Annotated in this window: 24 protein-coding genes; 14 read left to right on the top strand and 10 right to left on the bottom strand. The window is 63.4% G+C overall.

Translation table 11 applies throughout. The features are described 5' to 3' along the window. Window positions 1–9: 9 nt before the first annotated feature. Both ACS5Q0_RS22655 and ACS5Q0_RS22650 read left to right on the top strand, forming a co-directional pair. The gene (locus ACS5Q0_RS22655; protein ID WP_473128918.1) at window positions 10–930 is read left to right on the top strand and encodes a metal ABC transporter substrate-binding protein; all 921 of its coding nucleotides are present in this window, start codon (window positions 10–12) and stop codon (window positions 928–930) included. Window positions 931–990: 60 nt separating this feature from the next. Next, complete coding sequence (locus tag ACS5Q0_RS22650) at window positions 991–1,953, top strand: CobW family GTP-binding protein (protein ID WP_473128917.1); 963 nt, start codon at window positions 991–993, stop codon at window positions 1,951–1,953. A gap of 158 nt (window positions 1,954–2,111) precedes the next feature. Here ACS5Q0_RS22650 and ACS5Q0_RS22645 read toward each other — a convergent pair whose 3' ends face one another. After that, window positions 2,112–2,372 carry a hypothetical protein gene (locus ACS5Q0_RS22645; protein ID WP_473128916.1) on the bottom strand — a complete coding sequence of 87 codons (261 nt, stop codon included), beginning with the start codon at window positions 2,370–2,372 and terminating at the stop codon, window positions 2,112–2,114. A 183-nt stretch (window positions 2,373–2,555) separates the two neighbouring features. Between ACS5Q0_RS22645 and ACS5Q0_RS22640 the strand changes: the two genes are divergently transcribed. From ACS5Q0_RS22640 to ACS5Q0_RS22630, 3 genes are read left to right on the top strand one after another with little or no spacing between them, the layout of a single operon-like run. Beyond that, window positions 2,556–3,560: a WD40 repeat domain-containing protein gene (locus ACS5Q0_RS22640; RefSeq protein ID WP_473128915.1), complete on the top strand. Its 1,005-nt coding sequence runs from the start codon at window positions 2,556–2,558 to the stop codon at window positions 3,558–3,560. 8 nt (window positions 3,561–3,568) lie between these two features. After that, the gene (locus tag ACS5Q0_RS22635) at window positions 3,569–3,841 is read left to right on the top strand and encodes a hypothetical protein (RefSeq protein ID WP_473128914.1); all 273 of its coding nucleotides are present in this window, start codon (window positions 3,569–3,571) and stop codon (window positions 3,839–3,841) included. Window positions 3,842–3,859: 18 nt separating this feature from the next. Further along, window positions 3,860–4,381 carry a DUF2937 family protein gene (locus tag ACS5Q0_RS22630; RefSeq protein ID WP_473128913.1) on the top strand — a complete coding sequence of 174 codons (522 nt, stop codon included), beginning with the start codon at window positions 3,860–3,862 and terminating at the stop codon, window positions 4,379–4,381. 4 nt (window positions 4,382–4,385) lie between these two features. Here the strand turns inward: ACS5Q0_RS22630 and ACS5Q0_RS22625 are convergent, their stop codons facing one another. Then, window positions 4,386–4,724 carry a hypothetical protein gene (locus tag ACS5Q0_RS22625; protein WP_473128912.1) on the bottom strand — a complete coding sequence of 113 codons (339 nt, stop codon included), beginning with the start codon at window positions 4,722–4,724 and terminating at the stop codon, window positions 4,386–4,388. 57 nt (window positions 4,725–4,781) lie between these two features. Further along, complete coding sequence (locus ACS5Q0_RS22620; protein WP_473128911.1) at window positions 4,782–6,212, bottom strand: homospermidine synthase; 1,431 nt, start codon at window positions 6,210–6,212, stop codon at window positions 4,782–4,784. Between the two features lie 249 nt (window positions 6,213–6,461). On the opposite strand from ACS5Q0_RS22620, the gene ACS5Q0_RS22615 reads away from it, so the two are divergent. Further along, window positions 6,462–7,670 (top strand): MFS transporter, encoded by a 1,209-nt coding sequence (locus ACS5Q0_RS22615; protein ID WP_473128910.1) that lies wholly within the window; start codon window positions 6,462–6,464, stop codon window positions 7,668–7,670. A gap of 27 nt (window positions 7,671–7,697) precedes the next feature. Here the strand turns inward: ACS5Q0_RS22615 and ACS5Q0_RS22610 are convergent, their stop codons facing one another. Together ACS5Q0_RS22610 and ACS5Q0_RS22605 are read right to left on the bottom strand one after the other, a co-directional pair. Beyond that, window positions 7,698–8,270, bottom strand: coding sequence for a GNAT family N-acetyltransferase (locus ACS5Q0_RS22610; protein WP_473128909.1), 573 nt, complete (start codon window positions 8,268–8,270; stop codon window positions 7,698–7,700). 131 nt (window positions 8,271–8,401) lie between these two features. Next, window positions 8,402–9,556, bottom strand: coding sequence for a type III PLP-dependent enzyme (locus tag ACS5Q0_RS22605; RefSeq protein WP_473128908.1), 1,155 nt, complete (start codon window positions 9,554–9,556; stop codon window positions 8,402–8,404). 631 nt (window positions 9,557–10,187) lie between these two features. On the opposite strand from ACS5Q0_RS22605, the gene ACS5Q0_RS22600 reads away from it, so the two are divergent. The 7 genes from ACS5Q0_RS22600 (at window position 10,188) to ACS5Q0_RS22570 (ending at window position 16,771) form a co-directional block, all read left to right on the top strand. After that, window positions 10,188–11,762: an OpgD/OpgG family glucan biosynthesis protein gene (locus ACS5Q0_RS22600; RefSeq protein WP_473128907.1), complete on the top strand. Its 1,575-nt coding sequence runs from the start codon at window positions 10,188–10,190 to the stop codon at window positions 11,760–11,762. A 250-nt stretch (window positions 11,763–12,012) separates the two neighbouring features. Then, on the top strand, window positions 12,013–13,026 hold the full coding sequence (locus tag ACS5Q0_RS22595) for an ABC transporter substrate-binding protein (RefSeq protein ID WP_473128906.1): 1,014 nt from the start codon (window positions 12,013–12,015) through the stop codon (window positions 13,024–13,026). A 33-nt stretch (window positions 13,027–13,059) separates the two neighbouring features. Next, window positions 13,060–13,833, top strand: coding sequence for an ABC transporter ATP-binding protein (locus ACS5Q0_RS22590; RefSeq protein WP_473128905.1), 774 nt, complete (start codon window positions 13,060–13,062; stop codon window positions 13,831–13,833). Next, on the top strand, window positions 13,830–14,648 hold the full coding sequence (locus tag ACS5Q0_RS22585) for an ABC transporter permease (protein ID WP_473128904.1): 819 nt from the start codon (window positions 13,830–13,832) through the stop codon (window positions 14,646–14,648). Before ACS5Q0_RS22590 ends, ACS5Q0_RS22585 begins: the two co-directional genes overlap by 4 nt. 91 nt (window positions 14,649–14,739) lie before the next feature. After that, entirely contained in the window at window positions 14,740–15,267 is a 528-nt protein-coding gene (locus ACS5Q0_RS22580; RefSeq protein ID WP_473128903.1) for a MarR family winged helix-turn-helix transcriptional regulator, read from the top strand. Window positions 15,268–15,370: 103 nt separating this feature from the next. Beyond that, window positions 15,371–15,676 (top strand): TfoX/Sxy family DNA transformation protein, encoded by a 306-nt coding sequence (locus ACS5Q0_RS22575; protein WP_473128902.1) that lies wholly within the window; start codon window positions 15,371–15,373, stop codon window positions 15,674–15,676. A gap of 120 nt (window positions 15,677–15,796) precedes the next feature. Further along, on the top strand, window positions 15,797–16,771 hold the full coding sequence (locus ACS5Q0_RS22570) for a 2-hydroxyacid dehydrogenase (RefSeq protein ID WP_473128901.1): 975 nt from the start codon (window positions 15,797–15,799) through the stop codon (window positions 16,769–16,771). On the opposite strand, the gene ACS5Q0_RS22565 is transcribed toward ACS5Q0_RS22570, so the two are convergent. After that, complete coding sequence (locus tag ACS5Q0_RS22565; protein ID WP_473128900.1) at window positions 16,762–17,793, bottom strand: AraC family transcriptional regulator; 1,032 nt, start codon at window positions 17,791–17,793, stop codon at window positions 16,762–16,764. The two genes, ACS5Q0_RS22570 and ACS5Q0_RS22565, sit on opposite strands and share 10 nt — an antisense overlap. A 199-nt stretch (window positions 17,794–17,992) precedes the next feature. On the opposite strand from ACS5Q0_RS22565, the gene ACS5Q0_RS22560 reads away from it, so the two are divergent. Further along, on the top strand, window positions 17,993–18,319 hold the full coding sequence (locus tag ACS5Q0_RS22560) for a hypothetical protein (RefSeq protein ID WP_473128899.1): 327 nt from the start codon (window positions 17,993–17,995) through the stop codon (window positions 18,317–18,319). On the opposite strand, the gene ACS5Q0_RS22555 is transcribed toward ACS5Q0_RS22560, so the two are convergent. From ACS5Q0_RS22555 to eda, 4 genes are all read right to left on the bottom strand, one after another. Next, window positions 18,271–19,017 carry an SDR family oxidoreductase gene (locus ACS5Q0_RS22555; RefSeq protein WP_473128898.1) on the bottom strand — a complete coding sequence of 249 codons (747 nt, stop codon included), beginning with the start codon at window positions 19,015–19,017 and terminating at the stop codon, window positions 18,271–18,273. The two genes, ACS5Q0_RS22560 and ACS5Q0_RS22555, sit on opposite strands and share 49 nt — an antisense overlap. A gap of 27 nt (window positions 19,018–19,044) precedes the next feature. Next, window positions 19,045–20,853: an IlvD/Edd family dehydratase gene (locus tag ACS5Q0_RS22550; RefSeq protein WP_473128897.1), complete on the bottom strand. Its 1,809-nt coding sequence runs from the start codon at window positions 20,851–20,853 to the stop codon at window positions 19,045–19,047. A gap of 368 nt (window positions 20,854–21,221) precedes the next feature. Beyond that, window positions 21,222–22,073: a tellurite resistance TerB family protein gene (locus ACS5Q0_RS22545; RefSeq protein WP_473128896.1), complete on the bottom strand. Its 852-nt coding sequence runs from the start codon at window positions 22,071–22,073 to the stop codon at window positions 21,222–21,224. Between the two features lie 60 nt (window positions 22,074–22,133). Continuing rightward, window positions 22,134–22,778: a bifunctional 4-hydroxy-2-oxoglutarate aldolase/2-dehydro-3-deoxy-phosphogluconate aldolase gene (eda, locus tag ACS5Q0_RS22540; protein ID WP_473128895.1), complete on the bottom strand. Its 645-nt coding sequence runs from the start codon at window positions 22,776–22,778 to the stop codon at window positions 22,134–22,136. Between the last annotated feature and the right edge of the window lie 610 nt (window positions 22,779–23,388).

The raw sequence follows: 23,388 nt of genomic DNA, 5'->3' as shown, positions 1-23,388 counted from the left end.
GGATCCGTCATGCCGACGAGAAGAAACGCCCTGTCCCTGCTTGTGGGAGCGCTCGCGCTATGGGGCTGCTCCTCACTGCCCGCCGCTGCGCAGTCCCCTGAGAAACTCAAGGTCGTGGCGACCTTCTCGATCCTCGGCGATCTCGTGCGCAACGTGGGCGGCGAGCGCACCGAGGTCACGACCCTCGTCGGCCCAAACGGGGACGCTCACGTCTATTCGCCCACGCCCGCCGACGGCCGTCGCTTGGCGGAGGCCCGGATCGTCTTCACCAACGGCCTGAAATTCGAGGGCTGGATCGACCGCCTCGTCAAATCCTCCGGCACCAAGGCCGCGAAGGTCGAAGCATCCAAGGGCGCGAAGCTGCTGGAGGGAGACGACGATCATGGCCATGACCATGGCCATGGCATCGATCCCCATGCCTGGCAGAACATCGGCAACGCGAAGGTCTACGTGGCTAATATCCGTGACGCCCTGGCCATGGCGGATCCTGACGGCAAAGCTGATTACGAAGCCAATGCCGCCGCCTATCTGGCCAAGCTCGATGCCCTGGAGGCCGAGGTGAAGGGGCTGATCGCCGGCATTCCGGCCGAACGGCGTAAGGTCATCACCTCCCATGACGCCTTCCGCTATTTCGGAGACGCCTACGGGATCGTCTTCGTCGCTCCGCAGGGCGTGTCGACGGAGGCGGAGGCCTCCGCCAAGGACGTGGCCCGGATCATCCAGCAGATCAAGCGCGAGAAGATCGCCGCCATTTTCGTGGAGAACGTCTCCGATGTCCGCCTGATGGAGCGGATCGCCGCGGAAACCGGAGCGAAGATCGGCGAGAGGGTCTATTCCGACGCCCTCTCTGGGCCCGATGGTCCTGCCGGCACTTACATTGACATGATGAGACACAATATAAGAGCTTTCAGCACGGCCCTGTCGAGCTGAACCCCTGCTGCCCCTGCCCGTTCAGAGGCAGCCCTCCATTGAGTTTCCTGGAACCATCCGATGACCGACAAGATCCCCGTCACCGTCCTCACAGGCTATCTCGGCGCCGGTAAGACCACCCTCCTCAACCGCATCCTCACCGAGCCTCACGGCAAGAAATATGCCGTCATCGTGAACGAATTCGGCGAGATCGGCATCGACAACGAGCTCGTGGTCGGCGCCGACGAGGAAGTGTTCGAGATGAACAACGGGTGCATCTGCTGCACCGTGCGCGGCGACCTGATCCGCATTCTCGACGGCCTGATGAAGCGAAAGGGCAAATTCGACGCCATCATCGTCGAGACCACGGGTCTCGCGGACCCCGCGCCTGTTGCCCAGACGTTCTTCATGGATCAGGACGTGTCCGACATGGCCCGTCTCGATGCGGTGGTGACGGTGGCCGACGCCAAGTGGCTGTCCGACCGCCTGAAGGACGCCCCCGAGGCCAAGAACCAGATCGCTTTCGCCGACGTGATCATTCTGAACAAGATCGATCTCGTGACGCCCGAGCAGCTCGATGAGGTCGAGGCGCGCATCCGCGCCATCAATCCCTACGCCAAGGTCCACCGCACGCAGAACGCGGCCGTGCCGCTGAACGAAGTGCTCGACCGCAAGGCCTTCGATCTCGACCGCATCATCGAGCTCGAACCCGACTTCCTGGAGGAGGGTCACCACCATCATCACGATGAGGAGATGCAGTCCGTCTCCGCCTCCATCGATGGCGAGGTGAACCCCGAGACGTTCATGCCGTGGATCTCCAATCTGACCCAGGTCGAGGGTCCGAACATCCTGCGCTGCAAGGGCATCGTGGCCTTTCCGAACGAGCCGAAGCGCTTCGTCTTCCAGGGCGTGCACATGATCCTCGACGGCGATGTGCAGGGCGATTGGAAGCCGGGCGAGAAGCGCACCTCGAAGGTGGTCTTCATCGGCCGCAATCTGAACGAGAAGGCGATCCGCGAGGGCTTCCTGGCCTGCGCGGCCTAGAGCATCGTGTGGAAAAGTGGACCCGGTTTTCCGCGTCGAACGATGCTCTCGTCTCAGGAGAAAGCATCGGATGGGTCCCAAAAGTGCAAGTCCACTTTTGGGTCCGATGCTTTAGCAGCGTTCATTCTGGGAGCAGGCCTCCTGCTCCCGGCGACGGCTTATGACGCGAAGCCGGCTTTCGCCAGACAGTCCTGGACATAGGCTTTGCGGGTCGCCTTCACCTGCTGCTGCCATTCGGACGAAAGATTTCTGCCCTGCCGGTAGATGAGTCTGGCGTCTCGCTCGCAGGCGGCCTTGTGGGCGGCCCGCTGATTTGAGGCGACGCCTTCTTGTGAGGGAAACCCGCTCGTGGTCTGCGCGGAGACACCCATCGAACCGAGCGCCGTCATGACGAAAGCAATCACGCCCAAAATCTTCATGCCGCAGCTCCCAAACATCGAGAGACCTATGATGGGACCGCCATGGCGTCGCGGCCATGGCCCAGAAGGCTTAACCCCGATGTTCGATGGGAGACCGATCGCCCATGAATTCGCCCAGGGCCTCGCCTTGCCTGTCCACCCTCCAAGCATGCTATGGGAAACCCATCTGAAGGGGATCGCTCGATGAGTAATGGTACCGCTCCATCCTTGACACACAGCGTCGCAACCGTGGCGGCGGACGCACATGTGACCGCCCTCGGCTGGCTGGGGGGCACCGCCGCCTTCGGCCTCGGCGATGGCGGCGTCCTGCTGGTCAAGGACGGCCAGACCCACCGCGTGGAGGCCCATCCCGATGCGGGCATTCTCGTCGGCGCCAGCGACGGCGAGCGATTCGTGACCGGCGGGGACGATGGCCGGGTGGCCGTCACGGGGCCGGACGGCTCCACCGCAACGCTGGCGGAAGCCAAGGGCGCCTGGATCGACTCGCTGGCGCTCATCCCCGGCGGAGCCTTTGCCTATGCCGCCGGCAAGCGCGTGTTCGCCCGCGACGAGAAAGGCCGCGAGAAGACGCTGGAGGTTCCCTCCACCGCGCGCGGTCTGGCCTTCGCGCCCAAGGGTTATCGCCTCGCGATTGCACACTACAACGGCGCGACCCTGTGGTTCCCCAATGTGGAGTCGAAGCCCGAACTGCTCGACTGGAAGGGCTCGCATCTCGACGTGATCTGGTCGCCCGATGCCCGCTTCGTGGTGACCTCCATGCAGGAGAATGCGCTCCACGGCTGGCGTCTCATTCCCGACAAGGGTCACATGCGCATGAGTGGCTATCCGTCGAAGACCCGCTCGTTCTCCTGGTCGCACGATGGCAAGTGGCTCGCCACCTCCGGCGCCGAAGCCGCCATCATCTGGCCCTTCGAATCGAAGGAAGGCCCCATGGGCAAGGCGCCCCGCGAATGCGGCGTGCGGCCCGCGAAGGTCAGCCGCGTGGCGTTTCATCCCAATACCCCCGTGCTGGCGGTCGCCTATGAGGACGGCTGCATCCTGCTCATCCGCCTGGCTGACGCCTCCGAGCTTCTCGTGCGCCCCGCTGTCCAGGGCAGCGGCGTCACGGCTATGGCCTGGGACAAGGCCGGCCGGCGTCTCGCTTTCGGCTGCGAGGACGGTCAGGCCGGCATCCTGACCCTGCCATGAGGTCGCCCGTGGCCCTGTTCGGAGCTTTCCTGAGAGGCACATTCGGTCTCCCAAAAGCCGACCGGGAAGCCATCGAGCGTGTGAAGGAGATGGCCCGCGCAGCCCTGCAGGCCTCTCCCGAGACAGCCTTCGCCGTCAATGAGATCGCCTGCAACGATCCGGGCTGCCCCGGCATCGAGACCGTGATTCTGGTGATGGCGCCGGGACAGAAGACCCGTGCGCTCAAGGTGCAAAAACCCCTCGATGAAGTGACGGAACAAGATATCCTCGCCGTGCTTTGATCGTCGAGGAGGTCACGCTTGTCACGGATTGTTCGCATCATCGCCTTCGGCCTCGGGCTTCTGGGCGGCGTCACGGCTTCGCAGCTGCCGGAATATTCCCAGCAGTACCGCCAGCGCCTCGGCGGCACGATCGATGAGCTCAGCCGGGTGATTGCGCAATTCGATGCGGGGGCCACTGCGAACGGCGAAACGCAGGAGAGCGCCATCGCGCGCCTGCGTTCCAATCCGGACGATTTCGTGAGCCGCCAGGGCATCGCGATGGAAGGAAACGTGGACCGCCTCCGGCGGCTGCAGGCCCATCGCGAAGCCATGCTGCAAGCAGGCTCGTTCGCGCGCATCGCGTTCATGGTTCGTGACGGCGACAAGGACGTGATGGAAGGCGCGTATCGCGACTTCGAGCCTGCCATGCCGGTTACGGAAGAGGGCCTTCTCGCCACGGCAGCAGGGTTTCTCGTCGTTTGGGGCGGCATATTGCTGCTCGCGGGTTTCCTGCGCAGCCTGCGGCGGCGCCCCCGTGCCCGATCCGCCGCTCGGGCGTAAGTCTCTAGGCTCCGCGCTCCGGCTTGCCTGCCAGTATCACGTAGAATCCCAAGCCATCGCTGGCCGGCAGGGTCTGCAGGCGGTCGATCCAGCCGCGCTTCTTGGCTTCCAGGAGCGCCTTGCCGATGGGTTGGAACAGCGTTTCACCGCCGCCCTCCGGCGGAGAATCGAGACGCACGGCCACGGATTTCGCATGCGCGAATCGGCTACGTTCCAGCATGTCCTGGATCGAGGCGGCGGCCTTCTCGCGGGATGCGCCGCGCAGATCGAGAACGGCCTCGGCATCGACGACGCCCAGGCCTCCCCGCAGTTTGTTGGCGTAGAATTCCTCGAAATGAGGCATGGCGATGTCTCCACCCTACGTCGTGCCCAGGGCAAGCCTGGGCACGACGCCTACGGCTCAGCGCACCAGAATGTTCCGGAACTGCCACGGGTCGGAGGCATCGATATCCTCGGGGAAGAAGCCCGGGCGATCGTCCAGCGGCGTCCAGTCCGTATAGTAGCCCTTAACAGGCCCGAGATACGGCATCTGCACTTCGAGGCAGCGGCGGAAATCGATGTCGTCGGCTTCCACGATGCCCGCGTTCGGGTTCTCCAGGGCCCACACCATGCCGGCAAGCACGGCCGAGGTCACCTGCAGGCCGGTGGCGTTCTGATAGGGTGCGAGTTTGCGGGTCTCCTCGATGGAGAGCTGCGACCCGAACCAGTAGGCGTTCTTGGCATGGCCGTAGAGCAGCACGCCGAGCTCGTCGATGCCGTCGACGATCTCGTCCTCCGTGAGAATGTGCTGCTTGCCCTGGAACTTCCCCGCGTTGCCGAACATCTCGTGCATCGACAGCACGGCGTCGTTCGCCGGGTGATAGGCGTAGTGGCAGGTCGGTCGGTAAGCAACCTTGTCGCCGTCGCGGACGGTGAAGTAGTCGGCGATGGAGATCGCCTCGTTGTGCGTGACCAGGAAGCCGTATTGCGGACCTGGCGTCGGGCACCAGGTGCGCACGCGCGTATTCGCGCCCGGCTGCAGCAGATAGATCGCGGAGCCGCAGCCCTTGTCGTGCGTGCGCGCGTTCTCGGGCATCCACGTCTCGTGCGTGCCCCATCCGAGTTCCGCGGGCTGCAGGCCTTCGGACACGAAACCTTCCACGGACCAGGTGTTCACGAACACGCCCATGGGCTTCGGCTTCTCCGCGCGCTGCGTGTCGCGCTCGGCGATGTGAATGCCCTTCACGCCCACGCGCTGCATGAGCCCGGCCCATTCCTCGCGGGACTTCGGCACCTCGACATCGAGGCCGATGTCCTTGGCGACGTTGAGCAGCGCCTGCTTCACGAACCAGGAGACCATGCCGGGATTGGCGCCGCAGCAGTTCACCGCCGTCGGACCGCCGGGCGCCTGACGGCGCGCGTCGAGAATGTTTTCGCGCAGCATGTAGTTGGTGCGCTCCGCGGGGCCTGCGCTCTTGTCGAAGTAGAAGCCGGCCCAGGGCTCGGCCACCGTGTCGACGTAGAGAGCGCCGAGCTCACGGCAGAGCTCCAGGATCGCTCGCGATGAGGTGTCCACGGACACGTTCACGCAGAAGCCCTGCCCGCCGCCTTCCGTCAGAAGGGGCGTCAGGATCTCGCGGTAATTCTCAGGGGTAAGAGCCTTGTGGACCAGAGTGATGCCGCGCACGTCGAGCATGCTGCGGTCCGTGTCGACAGGGTCGATGACCGTAAAGCGGTTCTTGTCGAACTCGAAATGCCGCTCGATCAGGGGCAGCATGCCTTTTCCGATCGAGCCGAAACCGATCATGACGATCGGACCGGTGATGCGGCCATGAACGGGCCAAGTGGTCATCGATGTTTCTCCTTGAGAAAGCGTGAGATGGAAAGGTTTGTCTCCGGGTAGAACGGTTCCGGGCGCATCTAGGATTGAGGGGCCCTCGGGGTCAATGCCTGGGCGGCGCTATTGGCCTCCGATCGCGATTTCCCTGCGGATCCAGACCGAAGGCGGGCAAAAAAGATCTCTTCACCGTTTCAGGTCTCGACATCGGCGAACAAGGCATCATGATCGGAATCGAGATTATCCATTCCCGGCTACAGCCCGATGACATTTCGCGAACTCCTCACGCGCCAAGGGCGTGTGATCGGCCTCGGCTTCGCCCTGACCTTTCTGTCCTCCTTCGGGCAAACCTTCTTCATCTCGCTCTCCGGGCCGGACATCCGTGAAACCTTCGGGCTCACGAACGGCGCCTTCGGGCTGATCTATTCCACAGCGACGCTCTGTTCGGGCCTGCTGATGATCTGGGTCGGCGCCGTCATCGACCGGATCGACATCCGCCTCTATGCCACCGTGGCTCTCGTCGGGCTCGCCGGAGCGGCGCTTAGCCTCTCAATGGCCTCCAACGCCGCGATGCTGGGCTTGAGCCTGTTTGCCCTTCGCCTCTTCGGCCAAGGCATGTCGAGCCATGCGGGCGTCATGAGCACGGCCCGGCTTTCAGGGGGCATTCGCGGCCGGGCGACCGGCGTGGCCGCGCTCGGATTTCCGGCGGGCGAAGCCGTTCTGCCCACGATCGTCATCGCAGGGATCGCGGCGCTCGGCTGGGCAGGCATGTGGCGCGTCGCCGCGCTCGTCATCGCTGTCTGCCTCGCCCTCGGCTGGGTCTTGGGCGTCTTTCTCACCCCGCGGGCTCCCGAGCCCGGCGATGCTGTTCAGGGAAGCGGACCGACGGAGGCAGGGCCGCGCTGGATCGATATTCTGCGTGACCGGCGCTTCCTCGCCCTCGTTCCGACCATGATCGGCTACCCGGCCATTGTTACGGCCTATTTCTTTCATCAGCGGCTCATCGCCGATATCGAGGGCTGGCCCCTGGAACTGCTGGCGAGCAGCATCACCATCTATGCGCTCGTCTCGGTCACGGTGGCGATGCTGACGGGCAGCCTCGTCGACCGGTTCGGTGCAAAACGCTTGAGCCATTTCTATCTCGTGGGCCTCATTCTCGCTTCCTCGGCCCTAGCGGTTCTCAGCGGCCCGGCCCTCGCGCCGATCTTCTTCGCCCTGATCGGCCTGTCCGCAGGCGCAACCAACGTCATCATCGCGGCGGTTCTGGCCGAGCTCTTCGGCACGAAGCATCTGGGGAAGATCCGCGCCCTGGCCGGCGCGCTCATGGTGCTGGCCTCAGCGGCGACGCCGGGCTTCATCGGCCTGCTGTTCGATACCGGCATCAGCCTCGGCGCGATCAGCCTTGGCTTTGCCGCTTATCTGCTGGTCGCCGCGGGCGCTACTTTCGCGCTGCCCGATCCGAGGGCCGCCTGACGCGACCCTCGGACGATGGATTGACGATCACGCTGCGGGGCGAAGACCGGGCAGACGTCCCTGCGCAGCGGCTGCGACGAGCGCCGTGAGATCGGGCTTCTCCTGGTAAGCGCCGGTTGCGGACACGAGTCCACGGGCACCGTCGAGGTGACCCGCTTCCAGCTCCAGCGCGAGGAAGCGATTGCGCTCGTAAGGTCCCGGCAGCCAGAGGCCTTCGGTCTTCTCCGGCAAGAAGCCGAAGCGCTGGTAATACGGCGCATCGCCGACCAGCAGCACCGCCTTGTGCCCGAGAGCGGCCGCGCGAGCGAGCGCCTCGCGCATGAGCTTGCCGCCGAGGCCGAGGCTCTGGAGCGCGGGATCGATGGCGATCGGGCCGAGCATGAGCGCGGGCCGGTTCGGACCTGCCGAGACGTGCCACAGACGCACCGTGCCGACGATCTCGCCGTCGCGTTCGATGACGAGCGACAGGCCATCGGCGGCCTTGCGACCTTCGCGCAGGCGCTCGCAGGTCTTCTGGAAGCGCGTGGGGCCGAAGCAGACGTCGAGCAGCGCTTCCCGCGCTTGCGTATCGAGGAAGGTTTCTTCGCGAATCGTGATCATGGCCGTGGCCTCCCAAAACACATGGGGTGAGCGACAGCCCTCGCACCTGCACGACAACTCGCGCAGGCCGTCCGGGACAACACTTTCGGGGTTGGTGCCTGCCTCATTCAGCGAGGCAGGCGGGACGTGAGTCAGATCACGTAGGACTTGAGCGGCGGGAAGCCGTTGAACGCGACCGCCGAATAGGTGGTCGTGTAGGCGCCCGTGCCCTCGATCAGCACCTTGTCGCCGATCTCCAGCGAGACGGGGAGCATGTAGGGCTCCTTCTCGTAGAGAACGTCGGCCGAGTCGCAGGTGGGGCCGGCCAGCACGCACGGCACCTTGTGGTCGCCGTCGCGCTCGCTGCGGATCGGGTAGCGGATCGACTCGTCCATCGTTTCGGCGAGACCGCCGAACTTGCCGATGTCGAGATAGACCCAGCGCACCTCGTCCTCGTCGCGGCTCTTCTTCGAGACGAGAACGACCTCGGCCTCGATGATGCCCGCGTTGCCGACCATGCCGCGGCCCGGCTCGATGATCGTTTCCGGAATGCGGTTGCCGAAGTGCTTCGACAGCGCGCGGAAGATCGACTCGCCATAGGCTTCCACCTGAGGAACCGTCTTCAGGTACTTCGTCGGGAAGCCACCGCCGAGATTGACCATCGACAGGTGGATGCCACGGCTGGCGCACTCGCGGAAGATCGCGGAGGCGGAGCCGAGAGCCTGATCCCAGGCTTCCGTGTTGCCCTGCTGCGAACCCACGTGGAACGACACGCCGTAGGCCTCCAGGCCCTGACGAACCGCATGCTCGAGCACGTCCACCGCCATTTCCGGCACGCAGCCGAACTTGCGGGAGAGCGGCCACTCGGCGCCGGCGCCGTCGCAGAGGATGCGGCAGAACACCTTCACCTCGGAAGCGGCAACGCCAGCCGTCGCGGCGGCGCGAGCGATCTTCTCGACCTCGGCCTCGCAATCGACCGCATAGAGGCGAACGCCGATCTCGAGGGCGCGAGCGATATCGCGCTCCTTCTTGATCGTGTTGCCGAAGGAGATGCGGTCGGGCGTGGCGCCGGCTGCGAGCGCAAGCTCGATCTCGACGACCGAGGCCGTGTCGAAGCACGAGCCCATCTCGGCAAGCACCTTCAGCACCTCCGGAGCCGGATTGGCCTTCACGGCGTAGAAGACACGCGTGTCGGGGAGCGCACGGGCAAACTTGGAGTAGTTGTCACGCACCACGTCGAGGTCGACGACAACGCACGGGCCGTCCTCACGTCGGTTGCGCAGGAATTCACGAATGCGCTCAGTCATGGCGCTCTCCCCACCAAAGGTTCAATGGAGGTCTTCAAGCCTCCGGATTGAAATCTGGACGGTCAGAGCCTTCTGCCGTCCGGCGTCAGCGAGGGAAGATGCATCCCGCTTCGTGCGATGGAGACACGAGGAGCGGCGATGGGCTCTTCACCCGACGATGCTGCCTTGGATTGGATGGGGAATTCCCGTCCGCACGCCTGGCAATGAGAAACAAGCCTCTTCGGTGTTGACCTTTGGAGGGCCAACGAGACCAAAAAAGCCCGTTCGTCGTTGCTTTAAGTCACGTCCCCCGTTGAGAACGGGGTGCGCCGGTTTCGCCTCCGGCTGCCGGTTAGGGGTAGTCGAGAACTAGGTCGTTCTCGGGCGGCTGTCCGGCCTCTTGTCCGGATGCCCACCAACCGGCACGCGACCACAGGCACGTGCGAATTTGGGCAGGAGTGAAATAAGGCCTTTCGCCCCCGATCACAAGAGCCTTTCGGGCCTCCCACGAAATTTTTTAACCCTGCTTTCGGAGGGGAATGGCGGCGCTTCCATTCAGCCCCTATTAAGCGGCCTCAGCTCACCCATTTAAGGATTGCGGCTTCTCGAAAGCCGCCTCTCCCGCCGTTTCAGGACGAACAGTCTCTCCGCCATGTTCCATTTCTCCCGCCGTGCCCTTCTGCAAAGCCTGCTCGCCGCCACCGCGCTCTCCGCCTGGGGCGGGTCTGCCTCAGCGCAGGCTCCGCAGAACGGCGTACCGACGCCGGAACCGTTCCGCTTCGAGGACGTGGTGCGCCGGGCCCGGGAACTGGCGGGCGCTCCGTTCGAGGCGCCCCCCACTCAGCTGCCGGAGCCGCTCAACCGGCTGAGCTTCGACGATTACCGCGATATCCGCTTCCGCACGGATAAGGCCCTGCTCGCCGGCGGCAACAGCCCGTTCCGGCTGCAATTATTCCATCTCGGCTTCCTTTATCAGAAGCCGGTGACGGTCAACATCATCCGCGAGGGTGTGCCGACTCCGGTCCCCTACCAGCGTGAGCTGTTCGATTATGGCCGCAACAAGATCGACAAGCCTTTGCCGGTGAATCTCGGCTTCGCAGGGTTCCGGCTGCATTATCCGCTCAACAACCCGAAGGTCTTCGACGAGTTGATCGCCTTCCTCGGCGCAAGCTATTTCCGTTTCCTGGGACGGGACCAGAAATACGGCCTCTCGGCGCGCGGGCTCGCCATCAATGTGGAAGGCGGAGAGCAGGAGGAGTTTCCGTATTTCCGCGAGTTCTGGATCGAGATGCCCAAGCCGGAAAGCACGCGAGCGACGGTCTACGCCCTCCTCGACAGCCCCTCGGTCGCCGGCGCCTATCGGTTCGAGATTTACCCTTCGAAGGAAACCACCCTCGACGTCACGGCCACGCTCTTCCCGCGCCAGCGCATCGAGAATGTGGGCCTGGCTCCGCTCACCTCGATGTTCTTCGAGGGCGAGAACGACCGGAAGCCTACGGACGATTTCCGACTGGAGCTCCACGATTCGGACGGACTGCTCATGCAATCGGGCGCGGGCGAGTGGATCTGGCGTCCCTTGCGCAACCCGAACGGCAAGACGATTTCCTCGTTCTCCGACAAAAACCCGCGTGGTTTCGGCCTGATGCAGCGCGACCGGGTGTTCGAGAACTACCAGGACCTGGAAGCCCATTACCACCAGCGCCCCGGCTATTGGGTGGAGCCGGTGGGCGATTGGGGCGAAGGCTGGGTCGAGCTCATGGAGCTGCCAACCCCGGACGAGACCCACGACAACATCGTGGCCTATTGGCAGCCCAACAAGCCTTACGAGGCCGGCCAGGAGGTCACCTTCTCGTACCGGTTGCGGGCGGCGGCCGCCATCGGCTCCATGCATTCGGGCGGCAAGGTGATCAACACCTTCCAGACGCCACCCCGCGCCAGCGGCTCGAATGCTCCGAGCGACCGCACGCATCGCCGCTTCATCATCGATTTCGCGGGCGGCGATCTCGCCTACTACGCCGGTGCCCCCGACCAGGTACAGCTGGTCCCCTCCGCCTCCGTAGGCCAGATCACCAATACCTTCCTGATGCCCAACGATCATATCAAGGGCTTCCGCGCCGCCATCGACGTGAAGCTGGAACCGGGCCAGTCCACGGATCTGCGCGCCTTCCTGCGCGCGGGAAACCGGGCGCTCACGGAAACCTGGACCTATCCCTGGGCGGTCGAGTAACCCCATCGCCTCTGCAGGACCAGACGGCGCGGGTCGATCGAGGATTGCGCGGCGGGTCCTTCACCTCTCTCGTCATCCCCGGTTTTGCGTCGGACTCCCACGTCTTCGAGGCGCTGCGCTCCCAAGACGGGGACGGCGAGCGGTTGACGAGCGCCTGCCCCAGGGTGAGGGCCTTGCCAAGCGCCATGGAACCGCGCAGAACCGCTCCGACGCCACGGAGACCGTCTGCGGCATGACAAGGGCGAGCGCGATGAAGCGGAATGCTTGGGCGACAGGGCTGTTGCTGATGTTCTCCGGCTGGAGCACGGGTCCTTCCGAAGCGCAGCCTGCTCTGCGGGAGATCACCTTCGGCACCAACTGGCTCGCCCAGGCCGAGCATGGCGGCTATTATCAGGCGCTCGCGGACGGCACTTACGAGAAATATGGCCTGAAGGTCACCATCGTGCCGGGCGGCCCGCGCGCCAGCAACCGCATGCTCATGAGCGTCGGGAAGCTCGATTTCTACATGGGCGGCAGCCTGATCCAGGCATTCTCTGCCGTTGAGAAGAATATCCCGACCGTCGTGGTCGCGGCCCATTTCCAGAAGGATCCACAGATCCTGATGAGCCATCCCGGCCAGGGCCTCGACACGTTCGACGCGCTCAAGACGTCCAACGACATCCTCCTCTCGAAGGACGGCATGGCCACCTTCTTCCAATGGATGAAGGCCGAATTCGGCTTCAAGGACGAGCAGGTGAAGCCCTACGGCTTCAGCCCTGCGCCCTTCATCGCCGACAGCCGAGCGGTGCAGCAGGGCTACGTGACCTCAGATCCGCTGGTGATCGAGAAGGCGGCGGGTTTCACGCCCAATGTGTTCCTGCTCGCCGACCACGGATTCAGCACCTATTCGACGACCATCGAAACGCGGCGCGAGGTGGTGGAGAAGGACCCCGATCTCGTACAGCGTTTCGTGGATGCCTCCACGATCGGCTGGTATCATTATCTCTACGGCGACAACGGTCCGGCGAACGCGCTCATCAAGCGCGACAATCCCGAGATGACCGACGAGATCCTCGGCTATGCCGTGGCGAAGATGAAGGAATACGGCATCGTCGATTCAGGCGATGCGCAAGAGCACGGCATCGGCGCCATGACCGACGCGCGCATGAAGGACTTCTTCGACAAGATGGTGAAGGCGGGTCTGTTCAAGGCCGACCTCGACTACAGGAAGGCCTATACGCTGCAATTCGTGAACAAGGGTGTCGGTCTCGAGCTCAAGAAATAGCTCGCATCCGATGCATCCTACGCCGCGAACCCCATGAACGCCTCCCCACTCGTTTCGCTCGAACAGGTCGGAAAAGTCTTCCCCAACGGCGTGACGGCTCTCGACCGGTTCAGCCTCGATGTCCGGGAGGGCGAGTTCCTGTCCCTGCTCGGCCCCTCCGGCTGCGGAAAGTCGACGGTGCTGCGTTTGATCGCCGGCCTCACCGCCCCCACGACAGGCTGCATCACCTGGCCCGGCGCTTCCGATACGGACCATCGCAATGAGATCGGCTTCGTGTTTCAGGAGCCGACCTTGATGCCTTGGGCCCATGTCGCGGACAACGTCTGGCTGCCGTTGCGCCTGCGCGGCGTTCCGCGGAAAGAGGCGGAGGATCGCATTGCTCAAAGTCTTGCGCTCGTGGGCCTGCAGGATTTCGCGAAAGCCTATCCGCGCGAGCTTTCCGGCGGCATGAAGATGCGCGTTTCGATCGCCCGCGCGCTCAGCGTGAGGCCGCGCCTTCTCCTGATGGACGAGCCCTTTGCCGCACTCGACGAGATCACCCGCTTCAGGCTCAACGACGATCTGCTCGAGATGCAAAGAGAACTGAGCTGCACCGTGGTGTTCGTGACTCATTCGGTTTACGAGAGCGCCTATCTGTCAAGCCGCGTCGCCGTTCTGTCTCCGCGCCCGGGACGCGTCGTCGCTGAGATCGCAGGCGCCTCCTCTCGCGAACGCGACCGCGACTTCCGAACGAGCGTCGCTTACGCGGATCTGTGCCGACAGGTCTCGCGGGCTCTGACGGGCGGCATGAAAGGCGAGAGGCTATGACGGCCGGCAACGCCCTCAGGCTGGTTCTGCCCGGCGCGGTATTCGTCGCCGTCATCGCCGTATGGGAAATGTATGTGCGCATCGCCGGCGTACCGCCCTATATCCTGCCCGCCCCGAGCCTGATCGCATCGACTCTGAAAGCGGATTGGCCCCTTCTCTCGGCATCGCTCATGGTGACGCTGAAGACAACGCTCGCGGCTCTCGTCCTTGCCGTCATTGGCGGGGTGGCGCTGGCCGTCGCCTTGAGCCTCTCGCGCATCGTCGAGTATTCGCTCTACCCCTTCGCCGTCGTGCTGCAGGTCACACCCGTCATCGCCATCGCGCCCCTGCTTCTGATCTACATGCCGCAGAATCTCGCGGTGCTGGCCTGCGCCTGGCTCGTCGCCTTCTTCCCCGTTCTGTCGAACACCATGCTGGGGCTCCAATCCGTCGACAGGAACCTCCTGGAGCTGTTCCAGCTCTATGGCGTGTCCTCGCAGCCGGGCCGAGGCGCACGGATCCGCTCCCGGCTGAAGGCCCTCTGGTATCTGCGCCGTCCCGCTGCCCTCCCCGCGTTCCTCGCGGGCCTGCGCATCGCAGGTGGCCTGTCTCTCATCGGAGCCGTCGTCGCCGAAATGGCGGCCGGCTCGGCAGGGGCCGGCTCAGGACTGGCCTACCGGATCATCGAAAGCCAGTACCGGCTCAATATTCCCCGCCTGTTCGCCGCCCTCGTTCTCCTGGCCGCGATGGGGGTCGCGCTGTTTCTTGCCTTGAGCCTCCTGACGAGGCTGCTGCTGCGGCACTGGCATGAAAGCGCCCTGCCCCGGGACACCTGACGCGAGATCTGTTGACGGTTACAGATCTGTCATCGAAACGTCATGACTTCCTGCTCATCATGCTATGATCGTTGCACCAGAGAGGCATTGCATGGACAAGGACATCATTCATCCGGGCGTCAAAAGCGTCGGTTGGGCCCTGGTCCAGGCGGCCCGCCTCCATCGCAGCCGCACGGGCGACAAGCTCTCCGAGCTCGGCCTTTTTGCAGGTCAGGAACAGGTTCTTCAGGCTCTCGCTAGCTCCGGTCCCATGACCATGGGCGATCTCGCGGCCATCCTGCGGGTGCGCCCGCCGACCGCCTCCAAGACGGTGTCGCGACTCTCCTCCCTCAAGCTGGTCGAGCGGCATACGGAGCCGGGCGACGCGCGCGTCGTGCGCGTGAAGCTGACCAAGGAAGGAAAGCGCAAGGCCGCGGCGATCGACTCCCTCTGGGACGAAGTGGAAGCGGAGCTGCTCGGAGGCTTCGACAACAAGGACCGCAAGCGCCTCCGCAAGCTGCTGCGCAAGGCCGCCAAAAACCTGGCCGGCATCACGGGTGCCGATCAGACCGGATTCGAGGCCGAAGACGATCTCGAAGAGCTGGGCGCCGAGGAGCCGGAACTCACCGCGACCGCCTGAGCCGTCCCAAGCTCATTCGCTCGCCCCCGGCGCAATCCATCGCGTCCGGCTGAAACCTGCTCTATCGTGACCGCACGAAGCAGCAGCAGCCAGAACCGTTCTCATGAGCGATGCGCCCATCGTCAGCCTTCCAGGAATTGGCCCCGTCACCCAGGGCCGTTTGGAGGAGGCGGGAATCCGCACGGTGTCGGATCTCATGGCCATCGGCTCGGTCGAGGCCTATCGCCGCCTCAAGTTCATGCTGCCCCGTCATGTGAGCCTCAATGCCCTCTACGGGCTCGAAGCCGCCCTGCGCGGTTGCCATTGGATCGACCTGCCCAAGGACGTGAAGACAGCCCTTCAGAGGGAGGCCCGCCTCATCGACGAAGCCTTCCGCCAGGGCCCTGCATCGCGTTGCACGATCCCCTGAAGACCAGCGCATCGTGCGGACCCTCGGGCCGCATGAACGACGCGCTCTCGGAAGAGAAGGCATCGAACTCATCCCAAAAGCGGACTCCACTTTTGGGCCTGATGCTCTAGAGAAATCACTATGAGCAAAGCCGATATCCTCATGACCGCCCCGATGCTGCCCGTCGTCATCGACGCACTCGACAAGGCGTTCAATCTTCATCGTCTCTGGGAACATGCGGATCACGACAATTACCTGAGCGAGATCGGCCCCCGCATTCGGGGCGTTGCCACCAGCACCCTTTACGGCCGCATGGATGCGACCCTGTTCGAGCGTTTGCCGAATCTCGAAATCGTCTCGAGCTTCGGCGTCGGCTATGACAACGTGGATGTTGCGGAAGCCGCCCGACGCCAGGTCCTCGTCACCAACACGCCGGACGTGCTGAACGACGAAGTGGCGGATCTCACACTCGGCCTGCTTCTCGCCACTCTGCGAAAGATCCCTCAGGCCGACCGGTATTTGCGTGAAGGACGCTGGCTGAAGGCGCCGTTCCCGCTATCGGCCACCCTGCGCGAGCGCAAAGCCGGCATCGTCGGCCTCGGCCGCATCGGAAAGGCCATTGCAAAGCGCCTCGAAGGCTTCGGCGTCAGCATTGCCTATCACGGCCGCACGCGGCAAGAAGACGTGTCCTACACCTATCATCCGACGCTTCTCGGTTTGGCCGAAGCCTGCGACGTGCTAATCGTGATCACGCCGGGCGGTGCCGCGACCAAACACCTCGTCAATGCGGATGTTCTGAAGGCGCTTGGCCCTCATGGCGTTCTCATCAATGTGGCGCGCGGCAGCGTGGTGGACGAGCAGGCCCTCGTGGAAGCGCTGAAATCCGGCACGATCCTGACGGCAGGTCTCGACGTCTACGACGACGAGCCGCGCGTTCCGCAGGAGCTGATCGATATGGAGCATGTGGTGCTTCTGCCCCACATCGCATCCGGTTCCGTTCACACGCGTAACGCCATGGGCCAGTTGGTCGCCGACAACCTCATTTCATGGTTCGGCGGCAAAGGGCCGCTGACGCCCGTGCCGGAGACGCCCTGGAACGGCCAGCCTCAGCGATAAAGGGATTTCGACAAGGTCTGTTTCGGCGTCTCGCCGAAGGTCCGTTTGTAGAGAACGGCGAACTCGCCCATGTGGCTGAAGCCGCAGCTCAGGGCAATCTCCGTCACCTTCGCAAAAACCGGATCTGCCCGCAGGAGCGCCTCCTGCGCCCGCCGCAGCCGTACCAGCCGGAGAAACGCCATGGGGGTCATGTTGCGGAAATTCTGAAACCCGTTCTGGAGGCTCCTCGCGCTGACACCTGCATGGGCGGCGATATCGGCAAGCGACAACGGCTCGGCGAAGTGCGCCTCCATGTGAGCTTCCGCTCTCTTCACGTAGTACGGAGCAGCCGCAGATTGAGGCTGAAGAAGCGCCGCAGAATAATTGTGCGAGTGGCTGAGCAGCAATGTGGAAATCATCATCTGTTCGAGTTGCTGCGCAGCAGCCGGCATTTGCCGGGTTAGCGAAAGGGGGTGGCTCAGCTCATCGGCGGCATAGCGGACGAGCCGGAGCCAGCTTTGGCCAGCCGCGTTCTCCAGAGGCATTTGCCTGCTGAATTCGATAGGCTGCACAAACTCGCGCCCCAGCAGCTTCGCGCATTGCTCCGCAAGCTTGCGACGGCTGAGCAAGAGCGCAAGCGTCTCGCAATCATTTGCGTAATGCAGGAATGTTTCCGGGCCAGCCGGGATGACGGTTCCCTGCTCCGCAGTGAGCGCATGCTCCTGCCCTTCCATCCTTACATATCCAGCACCGCTTTGTGCCATGATGAAGGCCAGCCGGCCGTCGCTGTCCCAGTCTACAGGGTGAAGCTGAACGGTCACCTCGGCCCCATAGCGTACGGTAAAGGTCCCGAAGTCTTTCTGACCATGAATGCTGAGCTGACCATCGAGCTTTCGGACCCGAGACGATGGATTAAGTCTATGGGGCCTTACGTAGCGATAGACGACGTCTTCGACCTCATCGAAACGGGGTGATCGCAGCGAGAAATCGAAAGCGCTCTCGCTTAAGGCAACCGGCTCGGATCTTGAACCGTCATCGGCCATGTCATGTCACCTTGTTGCATTTTATGCAGAGGTCTGACTGCGCTCTTCAGAATTATTAGGTTTTCTGCGCGATTTCGACAAGCCGTGCGCTTTTCCGATTTTCCCATCGGAAGGCCGGTGTCAGATTCTCAGCCAGAAAAGACGTTCGCCCCTGCTGAACCAAATAGGCTGAAAGCAGTCTCCACCACGGAGAAAAACAATGCCCAAAGAAAATAATAAAATGACCCAGAGCGAAAGACCTCTTTCAGGCTTTATTGCAAACTGGGTCCTGCATCTTCCTCTTCCTCAAGCGAAAGATTCAAAGTCGCTTGCCAGCTATTACTTCGTTCGCGCAAGAATTCTTTATTGTCTCGGCCAATACGATCAGGCTATCGGCGATTTTCGAAACACCTTACGTCTGAACTGGCGGCACGAGCAGGCGGCCGCCTGGCTCAACAAAGCGAATTGCGCCGGCTGGTATACGGCCGATAAGAGCCTTCAGAGCGCAAACCCTCCATCCACGAGGTGGATGTGGCCCGTCGTGTAGCTCGCTTCATCAGAGGCAAGATAGACAGCGAGTGCTGCGACCTCCTCCGGCGTCCCGAGGCGTCCCATGGGCTGACGGTCGACGAAGGCTTGACGCACCGTCTCGATGCTTTGACCGGAGCTTGCCGCCAGGGCCGCGATGCGCTGATCAAGCGACGGTGACTGCACCGTACCGGGGCAGATGGCATTGGCCCGAATCCCACGCCTGATGAAATCAGCCGCCACGGCCTTTGTGAGGCCGATCACAGCCGCCTTGGTGGCGCCATACACATATCGGTTCGGGATGCCGCGCACGGAGGACGCGCCCGAGGCGATATTGACAATGGAGCCGCCCCCCTTTTCCAGCATGCCGGGCAGAACGGCCTTGATGGTGCGATGCATGGATTTCACGTTCAGATCGAACGAGAAGTCCCAATCGTCGTCCGAGCAATCGAGCACGGTGCCGTGATGCACGAAACCGGCGGCATTCACGAGAATGTCGAAGGGGCCGCTCTCGGAGACGAGTGCGTCGACCGCAGAGCCCGAACGGACATCGAGCGCACGCCTCGTGGCTCCTTCAAGGCCTGCGAGCTTCTTCTCGTCCAGGTCCGTTGCGCATACGCGCGCACCCTCGCGGAGAAAAGCCTCCGCGATGGCGCGCCCGATTCCCTGCCCTGCCGCCGTGACGAGGGCCGTCTTGTTCTTCAGCCGATCCACCATGATGCCCCCAAGCGCCTCCGAGTTGTTTCAATGATTGTCGCGCGGCACGCCATAGGTCTGCGCCACTTTCTGATATTTCACGGCAGGCTTGAGCGTCATGCCCTCCGAGAGCTGATCGACCATGGAGCGCTGGATCTCCTGCCAGGGCGTCTGGCTCGCCGGATAGGCATAGCCTCCGCGCGCCTCGAGATCGGCACGGCGCTTCTCCAGTTCCTCCCTGGAGAGCAGAATATCCGCCGTGCGCTTGTTGAGGTCGATGCGGACCCGGTCCCCCGTCTGCAGCAGCGCCAAGCCGCCGCCCACCGCCGCCTCAGGGGATGCGTTGAGGATCGACGGCGTGCCCGACGTGCCGGATTGGCGCCCGTCGCCGATGCATGGCAGCGAAAGCACACCGCGCTTGATAAGCGCGCCGGGCGGCTGCATGTTCACCACCTCGGCAGCGCCTGGATATCCGATCGGGCCCGCGCCGCGCATGATGAGAATCGTTTGCTCGTCGATGTGAAGCGACGGATCGTCGATGCGGTGGTGGTAATCCTCCGGTCCGTCGAAGACCACCACAGGCCCTTCGAAGGCATTCGGATCGTCCGGGTTGTTGAGGTAGCGCTCCTGAAATTCCGGGCTGATCACGCTCGTCTTCATGATGGCGGAGTCGAAGAGCGTTCCCTTCAGGTTCAGGAACCCTGCCTTCTCCTTCATCGGGTTATCATAGGAACGGATCACATCGCGATCCCAGGTGTGCTTGCCGCGGCAATTGTCGCCGATGGTCGTGCCCGTGCAGGTCAGTGCAGTCTCATGAATTTTCCCGGCGCCGATCAGCTCGGCGATTACTGCCGGCAGACCGCCCGCACGGAAATACTCCTCACCGAGATACTCACCCGCCGGCTGCACGTTCACGAGCAGCGGAATCTCGAACCCGATGCGCTCCCAATCGTCGTTGTTGAGGGGCACGCCGATATGTTTCGCGATGGCGTTGATGTGGATCGGCGCGTTCGTGGAGCCGCCGATGGCCGCGTTGGCGACGATCACGTTCTCGAACGCCTCGCGCGTCATGATGTCGGACGGCTTGAGATCCTCCCACACCATCTCGACGATGCGCTTGCCGGTTTCGTAAGCCATCTGGCCCCGCTCACGATAGGGTGCGGGAATGGCGGCTGAGCCCGGAAGAGACATGCCGAGCGCTTCGGCCAAGGCGTTCATGGTCGAAGCGGTGCCCATGGTGTTGCAATGCCCCACCGATGGCGCCGAGGAACCGACGATGTCCATGAACTGCTGATAATCGATGTCACCCGCCGCGTGACGCTCGCGGGCCTTCCAGACGACGGTGCCGGAGCCCGTGCGTTCGCCATGGTGCCAGCCGTTGAGCATGGGACCGACATTGAGCGAGATTGCCGGGATGTTCACGGTGGCCGCCGCCATGAGCAAGGCAGGCGTGGTCTTGTCGCAACCGGTGAGCAGAACGACACCGTCGAGCGGGTAGCCGTACAGAACCTCGACCAGAGAGAGATAAGCCAGGTTGCGGTCCAGACACGCCGTGGGGCGCTTGCCGGTTTCCTGGATCGGATGGCATGGGAATTCGAAGGCTACGCCGCCCGCCGCCGTGATGCCGTCGCGGACACGCTTGGCAAGTTCGAGATGGTGGCGGTTACAGGGCGAAAGGTCAGAACCCGTCTGGGCGATTCCGATGATCGGCTTCTTGCCCTGCAGTTCCTGGCCCGTCAGCCCGAAGTTCAGATAGCGCTCCAGATAGAGCGCGGTCATGCCGGGATTGTCAGGGTTGTCGAACCAAAGACGGGAGCGAAGCTGATCGGGAGAGCGGCGATGGGGCCTGTCAGCCATTCTTGAATCCTCAGATTGTATCAGGCGCTTCAGCCTTATGTGGTGCAGGGCGGAATGTGGGTCCAACCGGTGTGACGAAAAACCGGGCCGGACCGCTTCCGATCCTTACGTAAGCACTCGAAAGCGAAACGCCCCGCAATGCAAGGCGACTTTCGCATAAATCATACAAATGATCGGGCGACCCGAGCGGCGCGCATGAGCAAAGCGGCCCGGCTGAGCTCTTCCCCACCCATTCGCCGTGGCCCTGCGAATCCGAAGTCCTGCCGCCCTGAGAAACGTCATGCGGGTCCAGCGAGGACCAGGTCCACTTTTTCACCGGTGTGGACCTGCGGGCCGCTGCGCCGGCGGCCAGCTCTGGGCTCAATGGGCTAGATCAGAGAGCTTGCTGTTTCATCGATTTGCGCCCGCGTCTTGGGGTCGAGGTCGAGAGCCAGCGCCAGCTGATGGAGGAACTCGCGCTCCTGGATGGTATCGGGATCGATGGCGATCCGAGCTGCCGCGTAGACCTGTGCCGCCTTTTCCGGATCGTTGACGTTCGCGGCCAGCTCCTCCACATCCGCAGGCGAAGCCATCTCGTTATCCAGCCAGTGGCTGGCCTGGGGATCGATGCCGGCCTCGACGAGGCCTTTGACGATGCGAGCGCGCTCAGCCTCATCGATGCGGCCGTCCGACGCCGCTGCCGCTACCATGGTCCTGAGGAAGAGCAGCGCGTCGTCCTCTGTCTGAGAAACCGGATGGAAGCGGGAGGTCTCCGGAAGACCGAGCGCCGCCTGAGCGACTTCACCACCGGCACCCGTGCCGCTTGGCTCGGTCGCTTGGCCCTGGGCTGGGGAAGATGCGGACCGGCCGCTCTGCTGCTTCTGATAGGCGCGATAGGCAAGGCCTCCGATCACCGCCAGGCCGCCGAGTGTCACGAGACTGCCCGTGAGTTTTCCTTTCTTACGGCGCCCGAAGAGGAGGCCCGCCAGACCGAGGAGTGCCGCCTGTGTGACGCCGGGATGCTGGCTTGCCAAATCCTTGGCCTTCTGCAGGAGCTGATCCGGCGATTGGCTGGCGAGCTCGCTCGCGCTCTTCGCAAGTTGCCCGAGGCCGTGCTGCGGCAACCCCGCATTGGCCTCACCTGGATTGGCATTACCTGGCGAACCCGGCTGACCCTGATGCGGTTCGGCGCGCCCAATCATCCCTACGAATGCGTCCAACAATTTCCTGTAATTGACCATCGGATCCTCCTGCCCGTCCACTGCCGAAGCAAGAACACAACGGAGGCGCAGGGGAATGGTTCAGGTTTCGGCGCGCAGGGAAGCGGCGTCGGAGGCAAGCCGACCGATTTCGGCGAGATCTCCCTTTCTCATCGCCTCGGCTGGCGTCACCCACGTGCCACCGACACAGGCGACATTGGGCAGAGAGAGATACGAGGGCGCGCTCGTTCGGTCGATGCCGCCCGTGGGACAGAACGACAGATTCGGAAGGGGGCCGTGAACGGCCTTGAGCCAGGCGGGCCCGCCGGAGACGGCAGCCGGGAAGAACTTCAAGGCGGTAAAGCCCATCTCGGCAAGGGTCATGGCTTCCGACACCGTCGCACATCCGGGCATGGCAGGCATGGGGGATTCGCGAAGAGCCTCCGCAAGCTGCAGTGATGTCCCGGGAGTGACGATGAACTTCGCCCCCGCGTCGGCCACTTCCCGAATCTGGCTCCGCGTCAACACAGTGCCAGCGGCGACGACAGCCTCCGGAACAGCTTTGGCGATGGCGCTGATCGCATCCAGCGCAGCGGATGTTCTGAGCGTCACCTCGATCACGGGGAGTCCGGCGCGAACGAGGGTGTGAGCAAGATCGATGCTGAGCCGTGCATCCTCGATGGTGACGACGGGGATCACGGGCGCCAGGTGCAGGTACTCGCGAAGAACGCTTGCCTCGGATCCCATGCCACTCTCCCCATTGAATACCTATACGTTAGGCTGCGAATGGTTGTAGAACCCCGCAGGATCCCTGCCAAGATATTCCCTTCCAGGATTTCCTTAGGCCTTCAAAAACGTCGGACGGGAAATCGTCCTGACGTCCGGTGCCTCAATCTGCTGATCCGGATGGGTCTTTCCACGCAAATCGGTGTCGACCTTTGGGGTCGATGCTCTCGTTGTCTTTTGTTGTATCGGGAACGAAAGGCACGGGCACACGGGCTGCGGTCGTGATTGAGCGTGGAGGGTATATTGGGGCCTGGTCTTGCCCGTGTCCCCCCTCACCTATCGCCGCGGCGGGTGTGTGTTGTGTGTTCAATGCTACACTCTTTGGAAGAGCGCGTCATTCAAGCAGACCTGCTGCGTTGGCACGCCGTTTGCATCTGCGGCCTGCCGGTCTGGTTTGGGCGGCGTGGTGTCGGGTGCGGGCGCAGTGGCGTTGAGTTTGTGGGGTCGGTGTGGCGGGTTCCAGACGAGTAAAAACCCTCGACGGACGAGCCGTTCGAGGGTTTTCGGGATCGTTGGTTGCGGGGACAGGATTTGAACCTGTGACCTTCAGGTTATGAGCCTGACGAGCTAC

It is taken from the genome of Microvirga sp. HS2 (genome assembly GCF_055792805.1).
Note: the sequence above shows the minus strand (reverse complement) of the source record. Positions and strands in the feature narration are given on the sequence as shown.

Excerpts from the sequence above, each read along its gene's own strand:
- ACS5Q0_RS22625 (WP_473128912.1), bottom strand. The coding sequence starts at position 4,724 with ATGCCTCATTTCGAGGAATTCTACGCCAACAAACTGCGGGGAGGCCTG.
- ACS5Q0_RS22620 (WP_473128911.1), bottom strand. The coding sequence starts at position 6,212 with ATGACCACTTGGCCCGTTCATGGCCGCATCACCGGTCCGATCGTCATG.
- ACS5Q0_RS22560 (WP_473128899.1), top strand. The coding sequence starts at position 17,993 with ATGCCCAAAGAAAATAATAAAATGACCCAGAGCGAAAGACCTCTTTCA.
- ACS5Q0_RS22580 (WP_473128903.1), top strand. The coding sequence starts at position 14,740 with ATGGACAAGGACATCATTCATCCGGGCGTCAAAAGCGTCGGTTGGGCC.
- ACS5Q0_RS22615 (WP_473128910.1), top strand. The coding sequence starts at position 6,462 with ATGACATTTCGCGAACTCCTCACGCGCCAAGGGCGTGTGATCGGCCTC.
- ACS5Q0_RS22570 (WP_473128901.1), top strand. The coding sequence starts at position 15,797 with ATGAGCAAAGCCGATATCCTCATGACCGCCCCGATGCTGCCCGTCGTC.
- ACS5Q0_RS22640 (WP_473128915.1), top strand. The coding sequence starts at position 2,556 with ATGAGTAATGGTACCGCTCCATCCTTGACACACAGCGTCGCAACCGTG.
- ACS5Q0_RS22610 (WP_473128909.1), bottom strand. The coding sequence starts at position 8,270 with ATGATCACGATTCGCGAAGAAACCTTCCTCGATACGCAAGCGCGGGAA.
- ACS5Q0_RS22645 (WP_473128916.1), bottom strand. The coding sequence starts at position 2,372 with ATGAAGATTTTGGGCGTGATTGCTTTCGTCATGACGGCGCTCGGTTCG.
- eda (WP_473128895.1), bottom strand. The coding sequence starts at position 22,778 with ATGGGATCCGAGGCAAGCGTTCTTCGCGAGTACCTGCACCTGGCGCCC.
- ACS5Q0_RS22555 (WP_473128898.1), bottom strand. The coding sequence starts at position 19,017 with ATGGTGGATCGGCTGAAGAACAAGACGGCCCTCGTCACGGCGGCAGGG.
- ACS5Q0_RS22590 (WP_473128905.1), top strand. The coding sequence starts at position 13,060 with ATGAACGCCTCCCCACTCGTTTCGCTCGAACAGGTCGGAAAAGTCTTC.
- ACS5Q0_RS22550 (WP_473128897.1), bottom strand. The coding sequence starts at position 20,853 with ATGGCTGACAGGCCCCATCGCCGCTCTCCCGATCAGCTTCGCTCCCGT.
- ACS5Q0_RS22565 (WP_473128900.1), bottom strand. The coding sequence starts at position 17,793 with ATGGCCGATGACGGTTCAAGATCCGAGCCGGTTGCCTTAAGCGAGAGC.
- ACS5Q0_RS22600 (WP_473128907.1), top strand. The coding sequence starts at position 10,188 with ATGTTCCATTTCTCCCGCCGTGCCCTTCTGCAAAGCCTGCTCGCCGCC.
- ACS5Q0_RS22595 (WP_473128906.1), top strand. The coding sequence starts at position 12,013 with ATGAAGCGGAATGCTTGGGCGACAGGGCTGTTGCTGATGTTCTCCGGC.
- ACS5Q0_RS22605 (WP_473128908.1), bottom strand. The coding sequence starts at position 9,556 with ATGACTGAGCGCATTCGTGAATTCCTGCGCAACCGACGTGAGGACGGC.
- ACS5Q0_RS22655 (WP_473128918.1), top strand. The coding sequence starts at position 10 with ATGCCGACGAGAAGAAACGCCCTGTCCCTGCTTGTGGGAGCGCTCGCG.
- ACS5Q0_RS22650 (WP_473128917.1), top strand. The coding sequence starts at position 991 with ATGACCGACAAGATCCCCGTCACCGTCCTCACAGGCTATCTCGGCGCC.
- ACS5Q0_RS22545 (WP_473128896.1), bottom strand. The coding sequence starts at position 22,073 with ATGGTCAATTACAGGAAATTGTTGGACGCATTCGTAGGGATGATTGGG.
- ACS5Q0_RS22585 (WP_473128904.1), top strand. The coding sequence starts at position 13,830 with ATGACGGCCGGCAACGCCCTCAGGCTGGTTCTGCCCGGCGCGGTATTC.
- ACS5Q0_RS22575 (WP_473128902.1), top strand. The coding sequence starts at position 15,371 with ATGAGCGATGCGCCCATCGTCAGCCTTCCAGGAATTGGCCCCGTCACC.